Here is a 17,484-nt window from a genome sequence, read left to right on the forward strand (position 1 = left end):
GCGCAGAACATGAAACGAACGAGGCAGGTGCCATTGGCCCTGTTGCTGGGCGCTTTGTGGGGGAATGCCTGGAGTGCGGGATTCGGTGAGCTCATCGTGCGCTCCCGTTTGGGGGAGCCGCTCACGGCCGAGATCACCGTGAAGGCGACCCCGGAAGAACTGCGATCCCTGTCGGCACGTATAGCCCCTCCCGAGTATTTCCGCGAAGTCGGGGTGCCGTACAACGCCACGACTCAGGCGATCGAGGCGAAACTGGTGCGAGACGGCAATCGAGCCAAGATCGTGCTCACGAGCCGCACGCCGATCCGCGAGCCGTTCGTCGACGTGCTGCTCGACATGAACTGGGCTGGGGGGCGTTTGGTGCGAGAGTTCGCCATCCTGCTCGATCCGCCGGAAGTGGCGGCGCCTGCACGGCCGGTGCCGGCCATCGGCAAGAACGTGATTCCTTCCCCCACGACAGCGGTGCGGCAGACGCCGGGCCAATGGACCGTGCAATCCGGAGATACGCTCTATGCCATTGCGCGCCAGGTGGCGCCATCGGGTGCTACGACCGAACAAACCCTCGTAGCGCTGTGGCGCGCCAATTCCAACGCCTTCATCGACGGTGACATCAATCGGCTCAAGGTCGGTGCGACGCTCAAAGTTCCCTCGAGCGAGGAAATCCGCCGTATCCCTCTGGCCGAGGCGCGTTCGATGCTGCGTGTGCCTAGCAAGTCACGGCATGCCGCAGTTGCGGCAGCACCCGCCCGCGAAACGGGGCCTGCGCCCGAAGCCTCGGCGGACAAGGGCAAAGTGGTCGCCCGAGAGGCGCTCGAATCCCCGTCGCCCGCACCCGCCGAAGATCGTCTCAAGGTCGGTGCAGCGCCCGAAGCTGGGGCTGGCACGGAAACGAAAAGCCCCGCCATTCCTTCGCCCGAGACCGCGGCCTTGCAGGAAAGTCTGTCCGCCTCGGAGGCCGCCTTGGGTGAAGCCAACGAGCGCATCGTCAAGCTCGAGACGGAAATCGCCCGCCTACAAAAACTTCTCGAAGCGCAAAATGCCACCCTCGCTCGCCTGCAGGCGCAAGCCGAAACCAGCGTCAAACAGAGCGAGGCGTCTTGGGGCGACGCACTCCTTCCCGCTGTGGGCGGGGCTGCGGCCGCACTGCTTGCGATGTTTGGCTGGTCTGCTTATCGCCGTCGTCGCGAGGAAAAAGCCGCCCTTTCCATTTCCCCGTCAGCAGCTCCGACAACGGTGACGCCGGAGACGCCCGCCGTGACCACGATGGAACACTCCGGGCCGGTCACCGAGTCTGGCCGGGCCGTCACCTCAGGGCAAAACATCGATACCTCCAGTATTCTCGGTACGGATTTCACCCAAGTCGCGTTCAATGCCTTGCATGCCGACGAAGGGGTCGATCCGGTGGCCGAGGCCGAGGTCTATCTCGCCTATGGCCGTGATCCTCAGGCCGAGGAGATTCTGCTCGACGCACTCAAACAGAATCCCCGCCGTGCAGCCATCTATCTCAAGCTGTTGGAGGTCTATGCCAAACGCGGTGATCGGGCAAAGTTCGATCAATATTTGAAGACCTTGTCCGATTTGACTGGAGAGCAGGGGCCCGACTGGACCATGGCGCTGGCGATCGGGCAGCGAGCCTGGCCGCAGGACGAGCGTTTCGCTACGGTGGTGGTAACCGATACCTTGGAACCCCCCGAGTCCTTGGTCGAGAAAGCAGAAGAAGCGACGTCCGAGCCAAGGAACGCGTCGGCCCCGGCGCCGGCCGCCGCGGTATCGGCCGAGCCAGCTGCGACTGCTCCGCAAGCAGACTTCGTCGATCTCGATTTCGACCTGGACAAATTGACGGAGCAGATGACGGCCGAACCGAAACCTGCGCCAACGGCCGCGACTCCTGCTCCGGCAGAAGAGGCTTTGGAGTTCGATCTCGAACTTCCCCCCGTGGAAGAGGAGACGACTCGCCCGCCGCAGGTTTCTCCTGCAGCCTCTGCCCCGGCGCAAGCGCCTGCACCGGCAAGTGCATCCGCCGCCGAATCGCTGGAATTTCCCGAGCTTTCCCTGGATGAGGGCGCTGTCACACCCCAAGAAGAGCGTCCTGCGCCTTCTCCGGCCGCAGTGGCGGAGTCACAGGAATTGAAGTCCATGCTCGAAGAGATCGATTTCGACCTCGCCGAGATTTCCCCGGAGATAGAGGCTCCGTCCATGGACCAGACGACGCAGGCGCGCATGCAGGAATCCTCTGAGGTGACCGCGGCGAGTGCCGAGGCGCAAAGGGCAGCCGAAGTCGGCCCTCCGACCGAGGTCATGGACATCGATCTCGAGCGTTTCGCCAGCGAAGCCGGCGCGACCGATCACGACACGCGTCTCCAGCTTGCCCAGGCCTATTTCGAGATGGGGGACACCGAGGGCGCGCGCGAGCTGCTCGAAGAAGTGCTGCGTGACGGCAACGAGGCGCAACGTGCAGCGGCCCAGCAGCTCATGGACAAGATCCAAGGGAGCAAAGCTTGAAAATCTCCTGCCGGCGGTGAGCGCGATGCGTTGGGCATTGCTCATAGAATACGCCGGGCAGGATTTTCATGGTTGGCAGACGCAGTCGGCGGAGCGCACGGTGCAGGCGGTGTTGGAGTCGGCGGTGAGTGCGCTCGCCGCCCACCCGGTGCGCCTGCATTGCGCCGGCCGCACCGATACCGGAGTGCATGCGCTCGCCCAGGTGGTGCATTTCGACACGGTGGCCGAACGTCCTGCCTCGGCCTGGGTGCGGGGGGTGAATGCCCGCTTGCCCGAGGACGTCGCCGTGCGGGCGGCCTGGCCCGTATCCCAGGCGTTTCACGCACGCTATCGCGCCACTTCCCGCCACTACCGCTACGTACTCTACAACGCGCCGGTGCGCCCGGCCGTGCTCACCGGCCGGGTCGGTTGGGAGATGCGGCCGCTTGCGCTCGAGCCGATGCGCGAGGCTGCGGCGCTTCTTCTTGGCACGCACGACTTCTCGGCCTTTCGCGCCGCCCAATGCCAGGCGCGCTCCCCCGTGAAGACGCTCCATCGTCTCGAGATCACGCGCCGCGGCCCCTTCCTGCATTTCGATGCGCACGCCGATGCCTTTCTGCACCACATGGTGCGCAATCTCGTCGGCGCCCTCGTCTACGTGGGCAAGGGGCGTTTCCCGCCCGAATGGGTCGGCGAAGTGCTCGAGCGGCGCGAGCGGGCGCTTGCCGCCCCCACGTTCGCTGCCGCCGGGCTCTATTTCTGTGGGGTCGAGTACCCGCCGGGACTAGGCGTGCCCGAGCGCATCGTGCGCCGGCCCGAATTCGGTCTATACGAGGAAGTGGATGTCTCATACTGATACTTGGCGTGTACGCGTGAAGATCTGCGGCCTGACGCGGCCCGAAGACGTGCGCGAGGCGTGCCGCTTGGGCGCCGATGCGCTCGGTTTCGTCTTCTATCCGCCCAGCCCCCGGGCGGTGACGATCGCGCAGGCCGAGGCCCTGCTCGCGGAAGTGCCCCCTTTCGTCACCACGGTGGGGCTCTTCGTCAATCCGGCCCCGGACGATGTGCAAGAGGTGCTCGAGCGTGTGCCGCTCGACCTGCTGCAGTTCCACGGCGATGAGTCGCCCGAGCTGTGCCGGCGTTTCGCCCGGCCTTATCTCAAGGCGCTGCGGGTGCGCCCGGGGCTCGATCTGCTAGAATTGGCGCGATGCTATCCCGACGCGAAGGGGCTGCTGCTCGATGCCGACTCCGCCGTTTGGGGCGGCAGCGGCCGTGCCTTCGATTGGAACCTGATCCCGCCGGGGCTGCCGCGCCCCGTGGTGCTCGCCGGGGGCCTTACGCCCGAGACGGTGGCCGAGGCGATCGCTCGGGTGCGACCGTGGGCCGTCGACGTCTCGAGCGGGGTCGAGGCAGCCAAAGGGATCAAATGCCCGCAGAGGATGGCGGCGTTCTTTGCCGCCGTGACCCAAGGAATGCGCTGATGGATTATCACTACCCGGATGCCCGGGGCCATTTCGGTCCCTACGGAGGCGTCTACGTGGCCGAGACACTCGTGCCGGCGCTCGAGGCGCTCGCTCAGGCCTATGAGGAGGCCAAGCGCGACGCGTCTTTTCGTGCCGAGTTCGAGGATGAGCTCAAACATTACGTCGGCCGGCCCAGCCCCATCTACCACGCCAAACGCTGGTCGGAGACGTTGGGTGGGGCGCAGATCTACCTCAAGCGCGAGGATTTGAACCACACCGGCGCGCATAAGATCAACAACTGCATCGGCCAAGCGCTGCTCGCCCGGCGCATGGGCAAACCGCGCGTGATCGCCGAGACCGGCGCGGGGCAACACGGCGTGGCCACCGCCACGGTGGCGGCGCGCTACGGCATGCGCTGCGTCGTCTATATGGGCGAGGAGGACGTGCGCCGGCAGGCGGCCAACGTCTATCGCATGAAGCTGCTGGGGGCCGAAGTGGTGCCGGTCTCCTCCGGTTCGCGCACGCTCAAGGATGCCCTCAACGAGGCCATGCGCGACTGGGTCACCAACGTGCACGACACCTTCTACATCCTCGGCACCGTGGCCGGGCCGCACCCCTATCCGGAGATGGTGCGCGACTTCCAGTCCGTCATCGGCAAGGAATGCCTGTGGCAGATGCCCGAGCTCATCGGCCGTCAGCCCGATTACGTGATCGCCTGCGTCGGCGGGGGTTCCAACGCCATCGGGATCTTCTACCCCTATCTGGAGCACGAATCGGTGCGTCTGATCGGGGTGGAGGCGGCCGGCGAGGGGATCGAGACGGGGCGGCACGCGGCCACGCTCGTGGCCGGTCGCCCCGGCGTGCTGCACGGCAACCGCACCTACCTGCTGCAGGACGAGCACGGCCAGATCCGCGAGACGCATTCCATCTCCGCCGGTCTGGACTATCCCGGCGTGGGGCCGGAGCATGCGCTCCTCAAGGATCTGGGGCGCGCCGAGTACGTGGCCGTGACCGACGACGAGGCGCTGGCGGCCTTCCACTCGCTGTGCCGTTACGAGGGCATCATTCCCGCGCTCGAATCCTCGCACGCGCTCGCCTACGCGGCCAAGCTTGCGCCGAGCCTGCCGCGTGAGACGGTGTTGCTCGTCAATCTCTCGGGGCGCGGCGACAAGGACATGCACACCGTGGCCGAACGCTCGGGCATTCGTTGGTGAACGAGGAGCGTCCCATGAACCGTATCGATCGCACCTTCGCTCGCCTGCGCGAGCAGGGGCGCAAGGCGCTCATCCCTTTCGTGACGGCGGGTTTTCCCTCGGTCGAAACAACGCAGGCGCTCTTGCCGGCGTTGGTGCGCGCCGGCGCCGACCTGATCGAACTGGGGATCCCTTTCTCCGACCCCATGGCCGATGGGCCGACCATCCAGCGTGCGAGCGAACGGGCTTTGGCGCAAGGCATGACGCTTGCTCGGGTGCTCGAGTTGGTGCGCGACTTTCGCCGCACCGATGCCGATACGCCCGTGGTGCTGATGGGCTACGCCAATCCGATCGAGGCGATGGGCGAGGCGCGTTTCGTGCAGGCGGCGCGTGAAGCCGGCGTCGACGGCGTGCTCACCGTCGATTATCCGCCACAGGAGGCCGAACCGTTCGCCGCGCGGCTGCGCGAAGCGGGGCTGCACCCGATCTTTCTGCTCGCGCCCACTTCCAGACCAGAGCGGGCCGACGAGGTGGCGCGGCTCGGCGGCGGCTACGTCTATTACGTCTCGCTCACCGGCGTGACGGGGGCGGGCTCACTCGACGTCGCCTCGGTGCTCGCGCGCATTCCCGGTTTGCGCGAACGCACGGGCCTGCCCATCGCCGTGGGCTTCGGCATCCGGGATGCCCAAACGGCTGCGGAGATCGGCGCCGTGGCCGACGCGGTGGTCATCGGCAGCCGGCTGCTCGAAATCCTGGAAGGCGCATCGGATGCCGACGAGGCGTGCCGCCGGGTGGAAGCATTTCTGCGTCCGATCCGTCGGGCGCTCGATGAAAAGGTGACTCGATGAGCTGGCTCGACAAGATCCTGCCGCCGCGTATCCGGCGTGAAGTGAGCGGTGCGCGCCACAACGTCCCCGAGGGGCTGTGGACCAAGTGCGAAGCCTGCGACGAGGTGCTCTATGCTGCCGACCTCGAGCGCGAGTTGCGCGTCTGTCCCAAATGCGGTCATCACCATCGCATCCGCGCCCGTGCCCGGCTCGATGCGCTGCTCGACCCCGAAGGGCGAGTGGAGATCGGCGCTGAAGTGCGGCCGGTGGATGCGTTGAAATTCAAGGACAGCAAACGCTACACCGACCGACTCAAGGAAGCGACCAAGGCCACGGGCGAGAGCGAGGCGCTCATCGTGCTCGCCGGGCATCTCGAGGCCCTGCCGGTGGTGGCGGCCTGTTTCGAGTTCGAATTCATGGGCGGTTCCATGGGTTCGGTCGTGGGTGAGCGTTTCGTCCGCGGGGTACGCCACGCCATCGAACATCGCTGCGGTTTCGTGTGCATCGCGGCGAGCGGCGGCGCGCGCATGCAGGAAGGGGTTCTGTCGCTCATGCAGATGGCCAAGACCAATGCCGTGCTCACGCAGCTCGCCCAGGCGCGGCTGCCCTTCGTCTCGGTGCTCACCGACCCGACGATGGGGGGCGTGTCGGCCAGTTTTGCCTTCATGGGGGACGTGGTCGTGGCCGAACCGGGAGCGCTCATCGGGTTTGCCGGGCCGCGCGTCATCGAGCAGACGGTACGCCAAACGTTGCCGGAAGGGTTTCAACGCGCCGAGTTTTTGCTGGAAAAAGGCGCGCTGGATGCCATCATCGACCGGCGTCGGCTGCGGCCGTGGCTCGCGCGCACCTTTTCTCTGCTGGGGCTGCGCCCGCACGAGGTGGCATGACGCAGACTTCCGCTCTGGATCGCTGGCTGGAGCAGCTCGAAGCGCGCGCGGCGAGCCACGTGATCACCCTGGGGCTCGAGCGGGTGCGGGCGGTGCGCGAGCAGTTGCCTTTTACCTCCGATGCGGTCGTCATCACGGTGACCGGTACCAACGGCAAAGGCTCGACCTGTGCGCTGCTCGAAGCCATGCTGCGCGCCGGCGGCTATCGGGTGGGCTGCTACACCTCACCCCACCTCTTGCGCTACAACGAACGCGTGCGCCTCGACGGTCAGCCGATCGGCGACGAAGCCCTGCTTGCCGCCTTCGAAGCGGTAGAGGCGGCGCGTGGTGACGTGCCGCTCACCTATTTCGAGCACGGCACGCTGGCGGCCTGGGTGGCCTTCTGCCGCGAGCCGCTCGATGCCATCATCCTGGAAGTCGGCATGGGAGGGCGGCTGGACGCGACCAACGTCTTCGATACGGATGCCGCGATCCTCACCGGCGTGGCGCTCGACCATCAAGCCTGGCTCGGGCCGGACCGGGAGGCGATCGGGCGCGAAAAAGCCGGCATCTTCCGCCCTGGTCGGCCGGCCATCGTCGCCGATCCGGTGCCGCCGCGCTCGGTGCTGGAGACGGCCACCGCGCTCGGAGCCGAGCTCTACCGCCTCGGGGTGGACTTCGGCTACGATGGCGACCGTCAGCAGTGGCGCTGGTGGTCGAGCGCGGCGGGCAACCGCGGCGGTCTGCCCTATCCGGCACTACGCGGAGTCAATCAGCTGATGAACGCCTCCGCGGCCCTGATGGCGCTCACCTGCCTGCGCGATCGCCTGCCGCTGGCGATGCAGGCGGTGCGCGAGGGCCTGATGACGGTGGAACTCCCGGGGCGCTTCCAGGTACTGCCCGGTCGCCCGAGCGTGATCCTCGACGTCGCGCACAATCCGCAGGCCGCGGCGGTGCTCGCCGAGAACCTCGCCGCGATGCCGGGGTACCGCCGCACTTTGGCCGTGGTCGGCATGCTCGCCGACAAGGACGTGGAGTCCGTGGCGCGGGTGCTCGCCCCCCGGGTCGATTGGTGGTTCGCCGCCGGCCTGCAAGGACCGCGTGCGCTCACGGCCGAGGCGCTCTCCGCGCGGTTGGAGTCCGTCGGCGTGGCGACTCAGGGAACCTTCTCTTCGGTGGCCGAAGCCCTTGCCGCAGCCCAGGCGCAGGCCAAGGACGATGATAGAATCGTCGTGTTCGGCTCTTTCCTCACGGTGGCCGATGCGCTGCGTGCGCTGCACGTCCAGGACACGGAAGCACGGTGACGACCCAGGAAGAAACTCTCGAGCGGTTGCGCAGGGTACGGCGGCGTTTCGTCGGCGCGCTCGTCCTGTTGCTGGTCGCGCTCGTCACACTCCCTCTGGTGATGGAGAAGAAACCGCGAGGGGAGAAAGCCCCGGTCGAGGTGCGAATCCCTTCGCGCGATCAAGCGCCCGATACTTTGCCGCCACCTGCGGCCAGCCCCGACGCGACCCAGACGGCTGATTCCGAAGTCACCCCGTCACCGGAAACCGAGCTCGCCGAGGCGCCCGTACCGGTTCCTCCGCCGCCGGTCAGGCAAGAGCTTCCGCCCAAACCAGAGCCGCCGCCCAAGCCGGCAACCCCCATCCCGCCGCGACCGGAAACAAACGTGGCGACAGCCAAACCCGTCGTGCCGCCGGAGCCTCCCAAGCCGGCGATCGAACCCAAACCGGCACCGACCGTCAAACCCGATGCCTTGCAGGAAAAGGCCCGCGCGCTCGCCGCGCTGGAGGGTGCGTTGAAACCGGGGCAAAAGCTGCCTGGCTATTGGGTGGTGCAGGCGGGTGCCTTCCGCGACGAGGCCAAGGCAAAGCAGGTGGCCGGGCAGTTGCGCGGCGCCGGGCTCGATGCCTTCGTCGAAGGGGGGAACGATGGGTGGTATCGGGTGCGCATCGGTCCTTTCGTGAGTGAAGCCAAGGCGCAGTCGGCCAAGGCGATCGCCGAGCAACAGCACCTGAGTCCGCGCGTCGTGCATGTCGCTTCGCCATGAATGAGTTCGATTATGCGGTATTCACGGTGATCGGCATCTCGCTCCTCGTGGGCGCTTGGCGGGGCATCGTCGCCGAGCTGCTCTCGGTGGTGGCCTGGGCGCTGGCGATCGCTCTGGGGTGGGCGTTCGGCTGGCCGATCGGCCGGGCATTCTATGCGGGTTGGTTCGCCGATCCCTTGCTGCAGCGCATCTTCGGTTTTGCGACGATTTTTCTTGCCATCTTCATGCTGATGGCGCTGGTACGGTACGCCATGCGCGAGATCTTGCACGCCATCGGACTGGGGGGCGTGGACCGTCTGCTCGGTGCCGCCTTCGGTGTGCTGCGCGGAGCAGCGGTGGTGTTGCTGTGCGCGGCGGCGCTTTTGGCGGTCGGTGCCCAGGAATCCTCATGGTGGCAGCAGGCGCGCACGACGCCGTGGATCGTCGCGGCCTTGCAGCGCTTGGAACCTTGGCTGCCTCACCTCTTGATCGAGAAATTGCATTTGCCCAGGGAGATCGTTTGAATGTGCGGAATCATCGGGGTGGTCGCCCATCAGCCGGTCAATCAGCTCATCTACGACGGTTTGATGGTGCTGCAGCACCGTGGTCAGGACGCGGCAGGCATTGCCACCGGCTGCGACGACCGCTTCTACATGCACAAAGGGCCGGGCCTGGTGCGCGACGTTTTTCGCACGCGCAACATGCGCAGTCTCGTGGGCAACTGGGGCATCGGGCACGTGCGTTATCCCACGGCAGGGGATGCCTGCAATCCGGCCGAAGCACAGCCCTTCTACGTCAATTCGCCCTTCGGCCTGCTGCTCGCGCACAACGGTAACCTCACCAACGGCGAGGCGCTCAAACGCGAGATTTTCGAAACCGACCTGCGTCACATCAACACCAATTCCGACTCCGAGATTCTGCTCAACGTCTTCGCCCACGAGCTCGCGGCTGCCGCCAAAGGAGCGAGACCGGACGACGAGGCGGTGTTCGCGGCGGTGCGGGGCGTGCATCGACGCTGCCGCGGCGCGTATGCCGTGGTGGTGATGATCGCCGGTTACGGTCTGCTCGCCTTCCGCGACCCCTACGGCATCCGTCCGCTCGTCTTCGGCCGCAACGAGACGCCCGCAGGGACGGAGTGGCTCGTGGCTTCCGAGTCGGTCGCGCTCGACACGCTGGGGTTTCGGCTGGTGCGCGACGTTGCGCCGGGAGAGGCGATCCTCTTCGGCATCGACGGGACGATGCGCGCGCGCCAGTGTGCCGACGACCCGCTGCTCGCCCCTTGTCTCTTCGAATTCGTCTATTTGGCCCGCCCCGATTCGGTGATCGACGGGGTGTCGGTCTATGAGGCGCGCGTGAAGATGGGGGAATACCTCGCCGAACGTTTTCGTACCCGTTATCCGCACGCGCGCATCGACGTGGTGATCCCGATTCCCGATTCCAGCCGGCCGGCGGCGCTGGAAATGGCTACCCGCCTGGGCTTGCCCTACCGCGAAGGCTTCGTCAAGAACCGCTACATCGGCCGTACCTTCATCATGCCGGGTCAGGCGGTGCGCAAGAATTCCGTGCGCAAGAAACTCAACGCCGTGCATCAGGAATTCCGCGGCAAGCGCGTGTTGCTGGTCGACGACTCCATCGTGCGGGGCACCACCAGTCGCGAGATCATCCAGATGGCGCGCGATGCCGGGGCCGTGGAAGTCTTTCTCGCCTCGGCGGCTCCGCCCGTGCGCTACGCCAACGTCTACGGCATCGACATGCCGAGCCGCCGCGAGCTCATCGCCGCCTACTGCGACGAGGAAGAGGTGCGCCGCCAGATCGGCGCCGACGGCTTGCTCTATCAGGAACTCGAAGATCTCAAACGCGCCATCCAGAGCGTCAATCCGGCGATCCGGCGCTTCGAGTCTTCCTGCTTCGATGGCTGCTACATCACGGGCGACGTCACACCCGAATATCTCGAACGGATCGAACGGCGCGGCGAGGATCCGGCCGCTTCCCGGGAGGGTGAAGAAGGCGCCGGCGCGGCGCAGCTCGATCTCAACCTCCCCCTCGATCAGGATGCATGAAAGGACGCTCATGAACGACGGCAAGGGCTTGGGCACGCGCGCGGTGCGCGATGGCGTGCTGCGCAGCCAATTCGGCGAGCATGCCGAAGGGCTCTATCTCACTTCGAGTTTCGTTTTCGCCGACGCGGCGCAAGCGGCGGCGCGCTTTCTCGAGCAGGAAGAAGGCTATACCTACAGCCGCTTCACCAACCCGACGGTGAGCATGTTCCAGGAGCGGCTCGCAAGCCTCGAGGGGGCGGAATCCTGCATCGCCGCCGCCTCGGGCATGGCGGCGATCCTGTGCACGGCCATGGCTTTCGTCTCCCAGGGAGAGGAGATCGTGGCTGGGCAGGGGCTCTTCGGCGCCACGCACCAGCTTTTCTCGGCAATCCTGCCGCGCTTCGGCATCACCACGCGCTTCGTCGATCTGGGCGATGCCGCGGCGCTGGAGGCGGCGCTCACTCCGCGCACTCGGCTCGTCTTCTGCGAGACGCCCAGCAACCCCCTCATGGAGCTCGTCGATTTGGCCTCGCTTGCCGAACGGGCGCACCGGGTCGGCGCTCTGCTCGCGGTCGATAACACCTTTTGCACGCCCATCGGACAGCAGCCGCTCGCCCTGGGGGCGGATCTGGTCATCCATTCGGCCACCAAATACCTCGATGGTCAGGGCCGGGTGCTCGGTGGGGCGGTGCTCGGTAGCCGCTCGCTCATCGATACGGTCTACCGCTTCCTGCGCACGGCAGGGCCCAGCCTTTCGCCCTTCAACGCCTGGGTGCTGGTGAAGAGCCTGGAGACGCTGCCGCTGCGGGTGCGGGTGCAGAGCGAGGCGGCGCTTGCGCTCGCGCGCTGGCTCGAGGGGCATCCGAACGTGGTGCAGGTGCGCTATCCCTGGCTCGAATCGCACCCGCAGCACGCGCTCGCGCGGCGCCAGCAGAAACTGGGAGGCGGCGTGGTGAGTTTTCGCGTACGCGGCGGGCGCAGCGAGGCCTGGCGCGTGATCGACTCCACCCGGATATTCTCCATCACCGGCAACCTCGGTGACGTCAAATCCACCATTACGCACCCGGCGAGCACCACGCACGGGCGGCTGGCCCCGGAAGTGCGGCAGGCGATGGGCGTGGGCGAAGACCTGCTGCGCGTCTCGGTCGGTCTGGAAGAGATCGAAGACCTGCAAGCCGACCTCGCCCGCGGGCTGGACGCGATCGGTGGGTAGGATTCAGCGGTGCTCGATCCTGGCCGGTGTCACGCCGTGCCAGGTGGTGCCTTCGGGGCCGATTTCCAGCCAGCGGGCGGTGTCGTGCCATTCTGGCAGCACCCAGCGCTCGCGCGTCTCGCCCGCGATCGAGTAACGATGCACGGCGCAGCGGTGGGTGTGACCATGGAGCAACACCGCTGAAGGGTAGGTTTCGAGCCAGCGGCGGACTTCGTCCTCATTGACGTCGATCGGCGCCTCCAGCCCCCCCTGGTAGGCGCGGCTCTGCTCGCGTGAGCGCTGGGCGAAGGCGATACGCGCCGGCAAGGGCTGGGCGAGGAAGGCGGCCTGGGCGGCCGGCTGCCGCGCCTGGGCACGCCAGGCTTGATAGGCGTGATCGCCGGTACATAGGAGGTCGCCGTGGGTGAGCACGAAGGCTCGCCCGGCGATGTCCACGGCCACCGGATCGGGCAACATCACCCAGCCGGCGCGTGTGGCAAAGGTCTCGCCCACGAGGAAATCGCGGTTGCCGGCAAGGAAATGGAACGAGACGCCGCGTGCGCGGGCCTCGGCGAAGGCGGCGACGAGGGATTCCACTACCGGGTGCGTCCAGTCGTCGCCGATCCAGAATTCGAAGATGTCGCCCAGGAGGAAGACGGGCTCTTCTGCCGGGCGCTGGGTGAGCCATTCGCAGAAGGCGTGCAGGCGCGGTGTGTCACGATCGATGTCGAGGTGCAGGTCGGAGACGAGCGTGGCGCGCGGCAGGTGCAGGCGCGGCGCCTCGAATGTTGGCAGCGCCGTCATCGCAGCACCTCGGCGTGCTCGATCACCACCGGTTCGAGCGGTACGTCTCGCCAAGGACCGACCGTGCCGGTCTTCACCGACTTGATGGCGTCGACCACGTCCATGCCCTGCACGACCTTGCCGAAGACGCAGTAGCCCCAACCCTGGGTGGTGGGGGCACGATAATCGAGGAAGTCGTTGTCGGCGACGTTGATGAAGAATTGCGCCGTGGCCGAGTGGGGATCCTGGGTGCGCGCCATGGCGACGGTGCCGCGCCGGTTCTTGAGGCCGTTGTCGGCTTCGTTGGGAATCGGCGCGCGTGTCGGTTTCTGCTTCATGTCGGCGGTGAGCCCGCCGCCCTGGATCATGAATCCGTCGATGACGCGATGAAAAATGGTGCCGTCGTAGTGGCCGCTCTCGACGTAGGCAAGAAAATTCTCCACCGTCTTGGGGGCTTTGACGGGATCGAGTTCGAGCACGATGTCACCGCGGTTGGTGGCGAGTTTGACTTGCACGGCTTGGGCTCCTTGGGCGAAGGAAAGGGTGGGGAAGGTGCAGGCGAGAAGCGCCGTGAGCAGGGCACGGCGCACTCGGTTTATGGAGGAGGTCTGCGGCATGGACGGATTCCTAAGACGATGCGTACGGCCTGGCGCGCGGCTGAATGACGACGGCGATGACGGCGCTTCCCGTTTTCCGAATGCACGTGCCGTCGATGTGGTGGATCTCGCTTTTTACACCGCGCACGCCGCGTTCCGTAGCCGGGCGCAGGAGTTTTTCGTGTGCTCCGCGCTCATTGCGCTTCACCGGTGAAGAATTCGCGCATGCGGTCGAACCAGGACTTGCTGCGCGGATTGTTGCGATCGGCATTTTCGCGGGCGATTTCCTCGAATTCGCGCAAGAGTTCTTTTTGCCGCTCGGTGAGATTGACCGGGGTCTCTACCACCACGTGGCAGAGCAGGTCGCCCACGCCCTGGTTGCGCACGTTGCGGATGCCCTTGCCGCGCAGGCGGAAGACCTTGCCCGTCTGCGTGCCCGGGGGGATGCGCAACTTGGCGATGCCATCGAGCGTGGGCACGTCGATCTCGCCGCCCAGCGCGGCCGTGGTGATGGAGATGGGCATCTCGCAGTGCAGGTCGTCGCCCTCGCGCTGGAAAATGGGGTGGGGCTTGATGCGGATCTCGACGTAGAGATCGCCCGGCGGACCGCCGTTGATGCCCGCCTCGCCGTAGCCGCTCTGGCGCAGACGCATGCCGGTGTCGATGCCGGCGGGAATCTTCACTTCCAGCGTACGCGTGCGCCGCACCCGCCCCGCGCCGCCGCAGTCCGGGCAGGGGTCGGCGACGATACTGCCGCTACCGTGGCATTCGGGGCAGGTCTGTTGAATGGAGAAAAAACCCTGCTGCATGCGCACCTGGCCGATGCCGCCGCAGGTGGGACACACGCGCGGCTGCGTCCCGGGGCGCGCGCCGGTGCCGTGGCAGGTGTCGCAGGTCTCCGTGGTGGGGATACGGATGGTCTTGGTGGTGCCGTGCGCGGCCTCTTCGAGCGAGATCTCGAGCTGGTAGCGCAGATCGGCGCCGCGATAGACCTGGGAGCGGCCACGCCGGCTGCCGCCGAAGAGATCGCCGAAAATGTCGGAGAAAGCTTCGGCGAAATCATCGAACCCGGCCGCTCCGGCGCCGGCGGCGGCTCCATCTACGCCGGCATGCCCGTAGCGATCGTAGGCGGCGCGCTTTTGCTCGTCGCTCAAGACGTCGTAGGCGCGCTGGATTTCCTTGAATTTTTCTTCGGCGTCCTTGTCGCCCGGATTGCGGTCCGGGTGATATTTCATCGCCAGGCGCCGATAGGCTTTTTTGATCTCGGCCGCCGTCGCTTCGCGGCTCACCTCGAGGATCGCGTAATAATCTTTTTGTGTCATCGTCTCGCCAGTGTGGGGTCATGACGCAGCCGAGCCCGGGCCGGGAGTGTCCGGCGCGGGCTCGGCTTTCAGGGTGCGGGGCAGGGCCGATCAGTGTTTCTTGTCGTCCTTGACCTCGGTGAACTCGGCGTCGACCACGTCGCTGTCGCCGGCGCGTTGTCCCGCGGACGTTCCCGCACCACCGGGCGCGGCACCTGCTTCCCCGGCACCATAGAGATGCTGGGACATCTCGGCGCTCGCCTGCCCGAGCTTGCGCATCGCGGCCTCGATTTTACCCTTGTCGTCGGATTTCATTGCCTCTTCGGCTTCCTTGAGGGCCGCTTCGATTTTTTCCTTGTCGTCGGCCTTCACCTTGTCGCCGAGCTCTTCCAGGCTCTTGCGCACCGAGTGGATGAGTGCGTCGCACTGGTTGCGCGCCTCGATCAGCTCGCGCATGCGGCGGTCTTCCTCGGCGTGCGCTTCGGCGTCGCGGATCATCTGCTGGATCTGCTCTTCGGTGAGACCGGAGTTCGCCTTGATGGTGATCTTGTTCTCCTTGCCGGTGGCCTTGTCGCGGGCCGACACGTGCAGGATGCCGTTGGCGTCGATGTCGAAGGTGACCTCGATCTGCGGCACGCCGCGCGGCGCGGGCGGAATCCCCTCGAGGTTGAATTCACCCAGCAGCTTGTTGTCGCGCGCGAGTTCCCGCTCGCCTTGGAAGACGCGGATGGTGACGGCCGTTTGATTGTCCTCGGCCGTGGAGAAGATCTGCGTCGCCTTGGTCGGGATGGTGGTGTTCTTCGGGATGAGCTTGGTCATCACCCCGCCGAGCGTCTCGATGCCCAGCGACAGCGGTGTGACGTCCAGCAGCAGCACGTCTTTGACTTCGCCTTGCAGAACGCCCGCCTGGATGGCGGCGCCGATGGCGACGGCTTCGTCGGGGTTGACGTCGCGCCGCGGCTCCTTGCCGAAGAATTCCTTGACCTTTTGCTGCACCTTGGGCATGCGAGTCTGGCCGCCGACGAGGATGACGTCGTCGATGTCCGAGACCTTGAGCCCGGCGTCCTTGAGGGCGATGCGGCAGGGTTCGAGCGTTTTCTCGATGAGGTCGTCGACGAGCGCTTCGAACTTCGCCCGGGTGATCTTCATGGCGAGGTGTTTGGGGCCGCTCGCATCGGCTGTGATGTAGGGGAGGTTCACCTCGGTCTGCTGGCTCGAGGAGAGCTCGATCTTGGCCTTTTCGGCGGCTTCCTTGAGCCGCTGCATGGCCAGCGGGTCTTTCTTGAGATCGACGCCCTGTTCCTTCTTGAACTCGTCGACGATGTAGTCGATGAGGCGGTTGTCGAAGTCTTCGCCGCCGAGGAAGGTGTCGCCGTTGGTGGAGAGCACTTCGAACTGGTGCTCGCCGTCGACTTCGGCGATCTCGATGATGGAGATGTCGAAGGTGCCGCCGCCGAGGTCATAGACGGCGATCTTGGAGTCGCCCGGCTTCTTATCCATGCCGTAGGCGAGCGCCGCGGCGGTGGGTTCGTTGATGATGCGCTTGACGTCGAGCCCGGCGATGCGGCCGGCGTCCTTGGTGGCCTGGCGCTGGGCGTCGTTGAAGTAGGCGGGCACCGTGATGACCGCTTCGGTTACTTCCTCGCCGAGGTAGTCTTCGGCGGTCTTCTTCATCTTGCGCAGGATCTCGGCCGAGACCTGCTGCGGTGAGATCTTCTTGCCGCGCACTTCGACCCAGGCGTCGCCATTGTCGGCGCGCACAATCTTATAGGGCATCAGTTTGATGTCCTTCTGCACTTCCGGGTCGTCGAACTTGCGGCCGATGAGGCGCTTGACGGCGTAGATGGTGTTGGCGGCGTTGGTGATGGCCTGGCGTTTGGCCGGGGCCCCCACCAGGATTTCGCCGTCTTCGAGATAGGCGACCACCGAGGGGGTGGTGCGCGCACCCTCGGAGTTTTCGATCACCTTCGGCTTGCCGTTTTCCATCACGGCCACGCAGCTATTGGTGGTACCGAGGTCGATGCCGATGATTTTTCCCATGATGTATTCCTCTCGTTTGGATTCGATTGAAGTTCAGATGGCGGCGGGGCGCCGGTTTTTCAAGAGGAGGCGTTGCCGTCGCCGCCCTCGGTGCTTGCCGGTTCGGACTTGGGCTTGGCGACCATGACGAGTGCCGGCCGCAGGACCCGTTCGTGCAACAGGTAGCCTTTCTGCAGCACCTGCACGACGGTGTTGGGCTCGGCGTCGCTCTCGATCATGCCCACCGCCTGATGCAGGTGGGGGTCGAATTTTTCACCCTGCGGGTCGATCTGGCGCACGTTGGCGCTCTCGAAGGCGTTTTCGAGCTGGCGCAGGGTGAGCTCCACCCCTTGGCGCAGGGTTTCCAAGGTCTGGTTGGGCGTGCCGAGTGCGGCTTCGAGGCTGTCTTTCACCGGCAGCATGGAGGCGGCGAAGCGTTCGCTGGCGAACTTGCTCGCCTTGGCGACTTCTTCCTGGGCGCGGCGGCGGACGTTTTCCGCTTCGGCCTTGGCCCGCAGCCAGGCGTCGTGGTGTTCGGCAGCCTTCTGCTCGGCGATGCGCAGCATCTCTTCCAGGCTGGGCATCACGTCGGCTTTCTCTTCGCTGGCATTGGCCGTACTTTCGTTCGCACTGGGCGCCTGCGGGGTTTGAGGCTGATCGATCGGTTCGGTGCGTCGGGTTTCTTCGGTCATGCC

General features: G+C 66.0%; 16 protein-coding genes. 11 read left to right on the forward strand and 5 right to left on the reverse strand.

Going from position 1 to position 17,484, the window contains the following annotated elements:
• Positions 1-9: 9 nt before the first annotated feature.
• Genes H607_RS0106905 through H607_RS0106955 form a run of 11 tightly spaced genes read left to right on the forward strand, consistent with a single transcriptional unit; the run spans position 10 to position 12,111 of the window.
• Positions 10-2,502, forward strand: coding sequence for a motility hub landmark protein FimV (locus tag H607_RS0106905; RefSeq protein ID WP_083961974.1), 2,493 nt, complete (start codon positions 10-12; stop codon positions 2,500-2,502).
• A gap of 25 nt (positions 2,503-2,527) precedes the next feature.
• Positions 2,528-3,337, forward strand: a complete 810-nt coding sequence (gene truA, locus H607_RS12075; RefSeq protein WP_051240735.1) for a tRNA pseudouridine(38-40) synthase TruA — start codon at positions 2,528-2,530, stop codon at positions 3,335-3,337.
• Positions 3,324-3,962: a phosphoribosylanthranilate isomerase gene (locus H607_RS0106915; protein WP_028874831.1), complete on the forward strand. Its 639-nt coding sequence runs from the start codon at positions 3,324-3,326 to the stop codon at positions 3,960-3,962. The genes truA and H607_RS0106915 overlap by 14 nt, the downstream gene beginning before the upstream one ends.
• Positions 3,962-5,158 carry a tryptophan synthase subunit beta gene (gene trpB / locus H607_RS0106920; RefSeq protein ID WP_028874832.1) on the forward strand — a complete coding sequence of 399 codons (1,197 nt, stop codon included), beginning with the start codon at positions 3,962-3,964 and terminating at the stop codon, positions 5,156-5,158. Before H607_RS0106915 ends, trpB begins: the two co-directional genes overlap by 1 nt.
• A 14-nt stretch (positions 5,159-5,172) precedes the next feature.
• The gene (gene trpA / locus H607_RS0106925) at positions 5,173-5,985 is read left to right on the forward strand and encodes a tryptophan synthase subunit alpha (protein ID WP_028874833.1); all 813 of its coding nucleotides are present in this window, start codon (positions 5,173-5,175) and stop codon (positions 5,983-5,985) included.
• The gene (accD, locus tag H607_RS0106930) at positions 5,982-6,851 is read left to right on the forward strand and encodes an acetyl-CoA carboxylase, carboxyltransferase subunit beta (RefSeq protein WP_028874834.1); all 870 of its coding nucleotides are present in this window, start codon (positions 5,982-5,984) and stop codon (positions 6,849-6,851) included. Before trpA ends, accD begins: the two co-directional genes overlap by 4 nt.
• On the forward strand, positions 6,848-8,134 hold the full coding sequence (folC, locus tag H607_RS0106935; protein WP_028874835.1) for a bifunctional tetrahydrofolate synthase/dihydrofolate synthase: 1,287 nt from the start codon (positions 6,848-6,850) through the stop codon (positions 8,132-8,134). The genes accD and folC overlap by 4 nt, the downstream gene beginning before the upstream one ends.
• Positions 8,131-8,880 carry an SPOR domain-containing protein gene (locus H607_RS0106940; protein ID WP_028874836.1) on the forward strand — a complete coding sequence of 250 codons (750 nt, stop codon included), beginning with the start codon at positions 8,131-8,133 and terminating at the stop codon, positions 8,878-8,880. The genes folC and H607_RS0106940 overlap by 4 nt, the downstream gene beginning before the upstream one ends.
• Entirely contained in the window at positions 8,877-9,383 is a 507-nt protein-coding gene (locus H607_RS0106945; protein ID WP_028874837.1) for a CvpA family protein, read from the forward strand. Before H607_RS0106940 ends, H607_RS0106945 begins: the two co-directional genes overlap by 4 nt.
• Positions 9,384-10,919 (forward strand): amidophosphoribosyltransferase, encoded by a 1,536-nt coding sequence (purF, locus tag H607_RS0106950; RefSeq protein WP_028874838.1) that lies wholly within the window; start codon positions 9,384-9,386, stop codon positions 10,917-10,919. It begins immediately after the preceding gene.
• A 10-nt stretch (positions 10,920-10,929) separates the two neighbouring features.
• Positions 10,930-12,111 (forward strand): O-succinylhomoserine sulfhydrylase, encoded by a 1,182-nt coding sequence (locus H607_RS0106955; RefSeq protein ID WP_028874839.1) that lies wholly within the window; start codon positions 10,930-10,932, stop codon positions 12,109-12,111.
• A 3-nt stretch (positions 12,112-12,114) separates the two neighbouring features.
• Here the strand turns inward: H607_RS0106955 and H607_RS12080 are convergent, their stop codons facing one another.
• The 5 genes from H607_RS12080 to grpE form a co-directional block, all read right to left on the reverse strand.
• Complete coding sequence (locus H607_RS12080; protein WP_051240736.1) at positions 12,115-12,894, reverse strand: UDP-2,3-diacylglucosamine diphosphatase; 780 nt, start codon at positions 12,892-12,894, stop codon at positions 12,115-12,117.
• Entirely contained in the window at positions 12,891-13,490 is a 600-nt protein-coding gene (locus H607_RS0106965; RefSeq protein WP_088178699.1) for a peptidylprolyl isomerase, read from the reverse strand. The genes H607_RS12080 and H607_RS0106965 overlap by 4 nt, the downstream gene beginning before the upstream one ends.
• 173 nt (positions 13,491-13,663) lie before the next feature.
• Positions 13,664-14,791: a molecular chaperone DnaJ gene (dnaJ, locus tag H607_RS0106975; protein WP_028874842.1), complete on the reverse strand. Its 1,128-nt coding sequence runs from the start codon at positions 14,789-14,791 to the stop codon at positions 13,664-13,666.
• A 90-nt stretch (positions 14,792-14,881) separates the two neighbouring features.
• Positions 14,882-16,810: a molecular chaperone DnaK gene (dnaK, locus tag H607_RS0106980; RefSeq protein WP_028874843.1), complete on the reverse strand. Its 1,929-nt coding sequence runs from the start codon at positions 16,808-16,810 to the stop codon at positions 14,882-14,884.
• 59 nt (positions 16,811-16,869) lie between these two features.
• Positions 16,870-17,481 (reverse strand): nucleotide exchange factor GrpE, encoded by a 612-nt coding sequence (grpE, locus tag H607_RS12085; protein ID WP_051240737.1) that lies wholly within the window; start codon positions 17,479-17,481, stop codon positions 16,870-16,872.
• Positions 17,482-17,484 lie beyond the last annotated feature (3 nt).

The organism is Tepidiphilus margaritifer DSM 15129, assembly GCF_000425565.1.
Classification (GTDB): Bacteria; Pseudomonadota; Gammaproteobacteria; order Burkholderiales; family Rhodocyclaceae; genus Tepidiphilus; species Tepidiphilus margaritifer.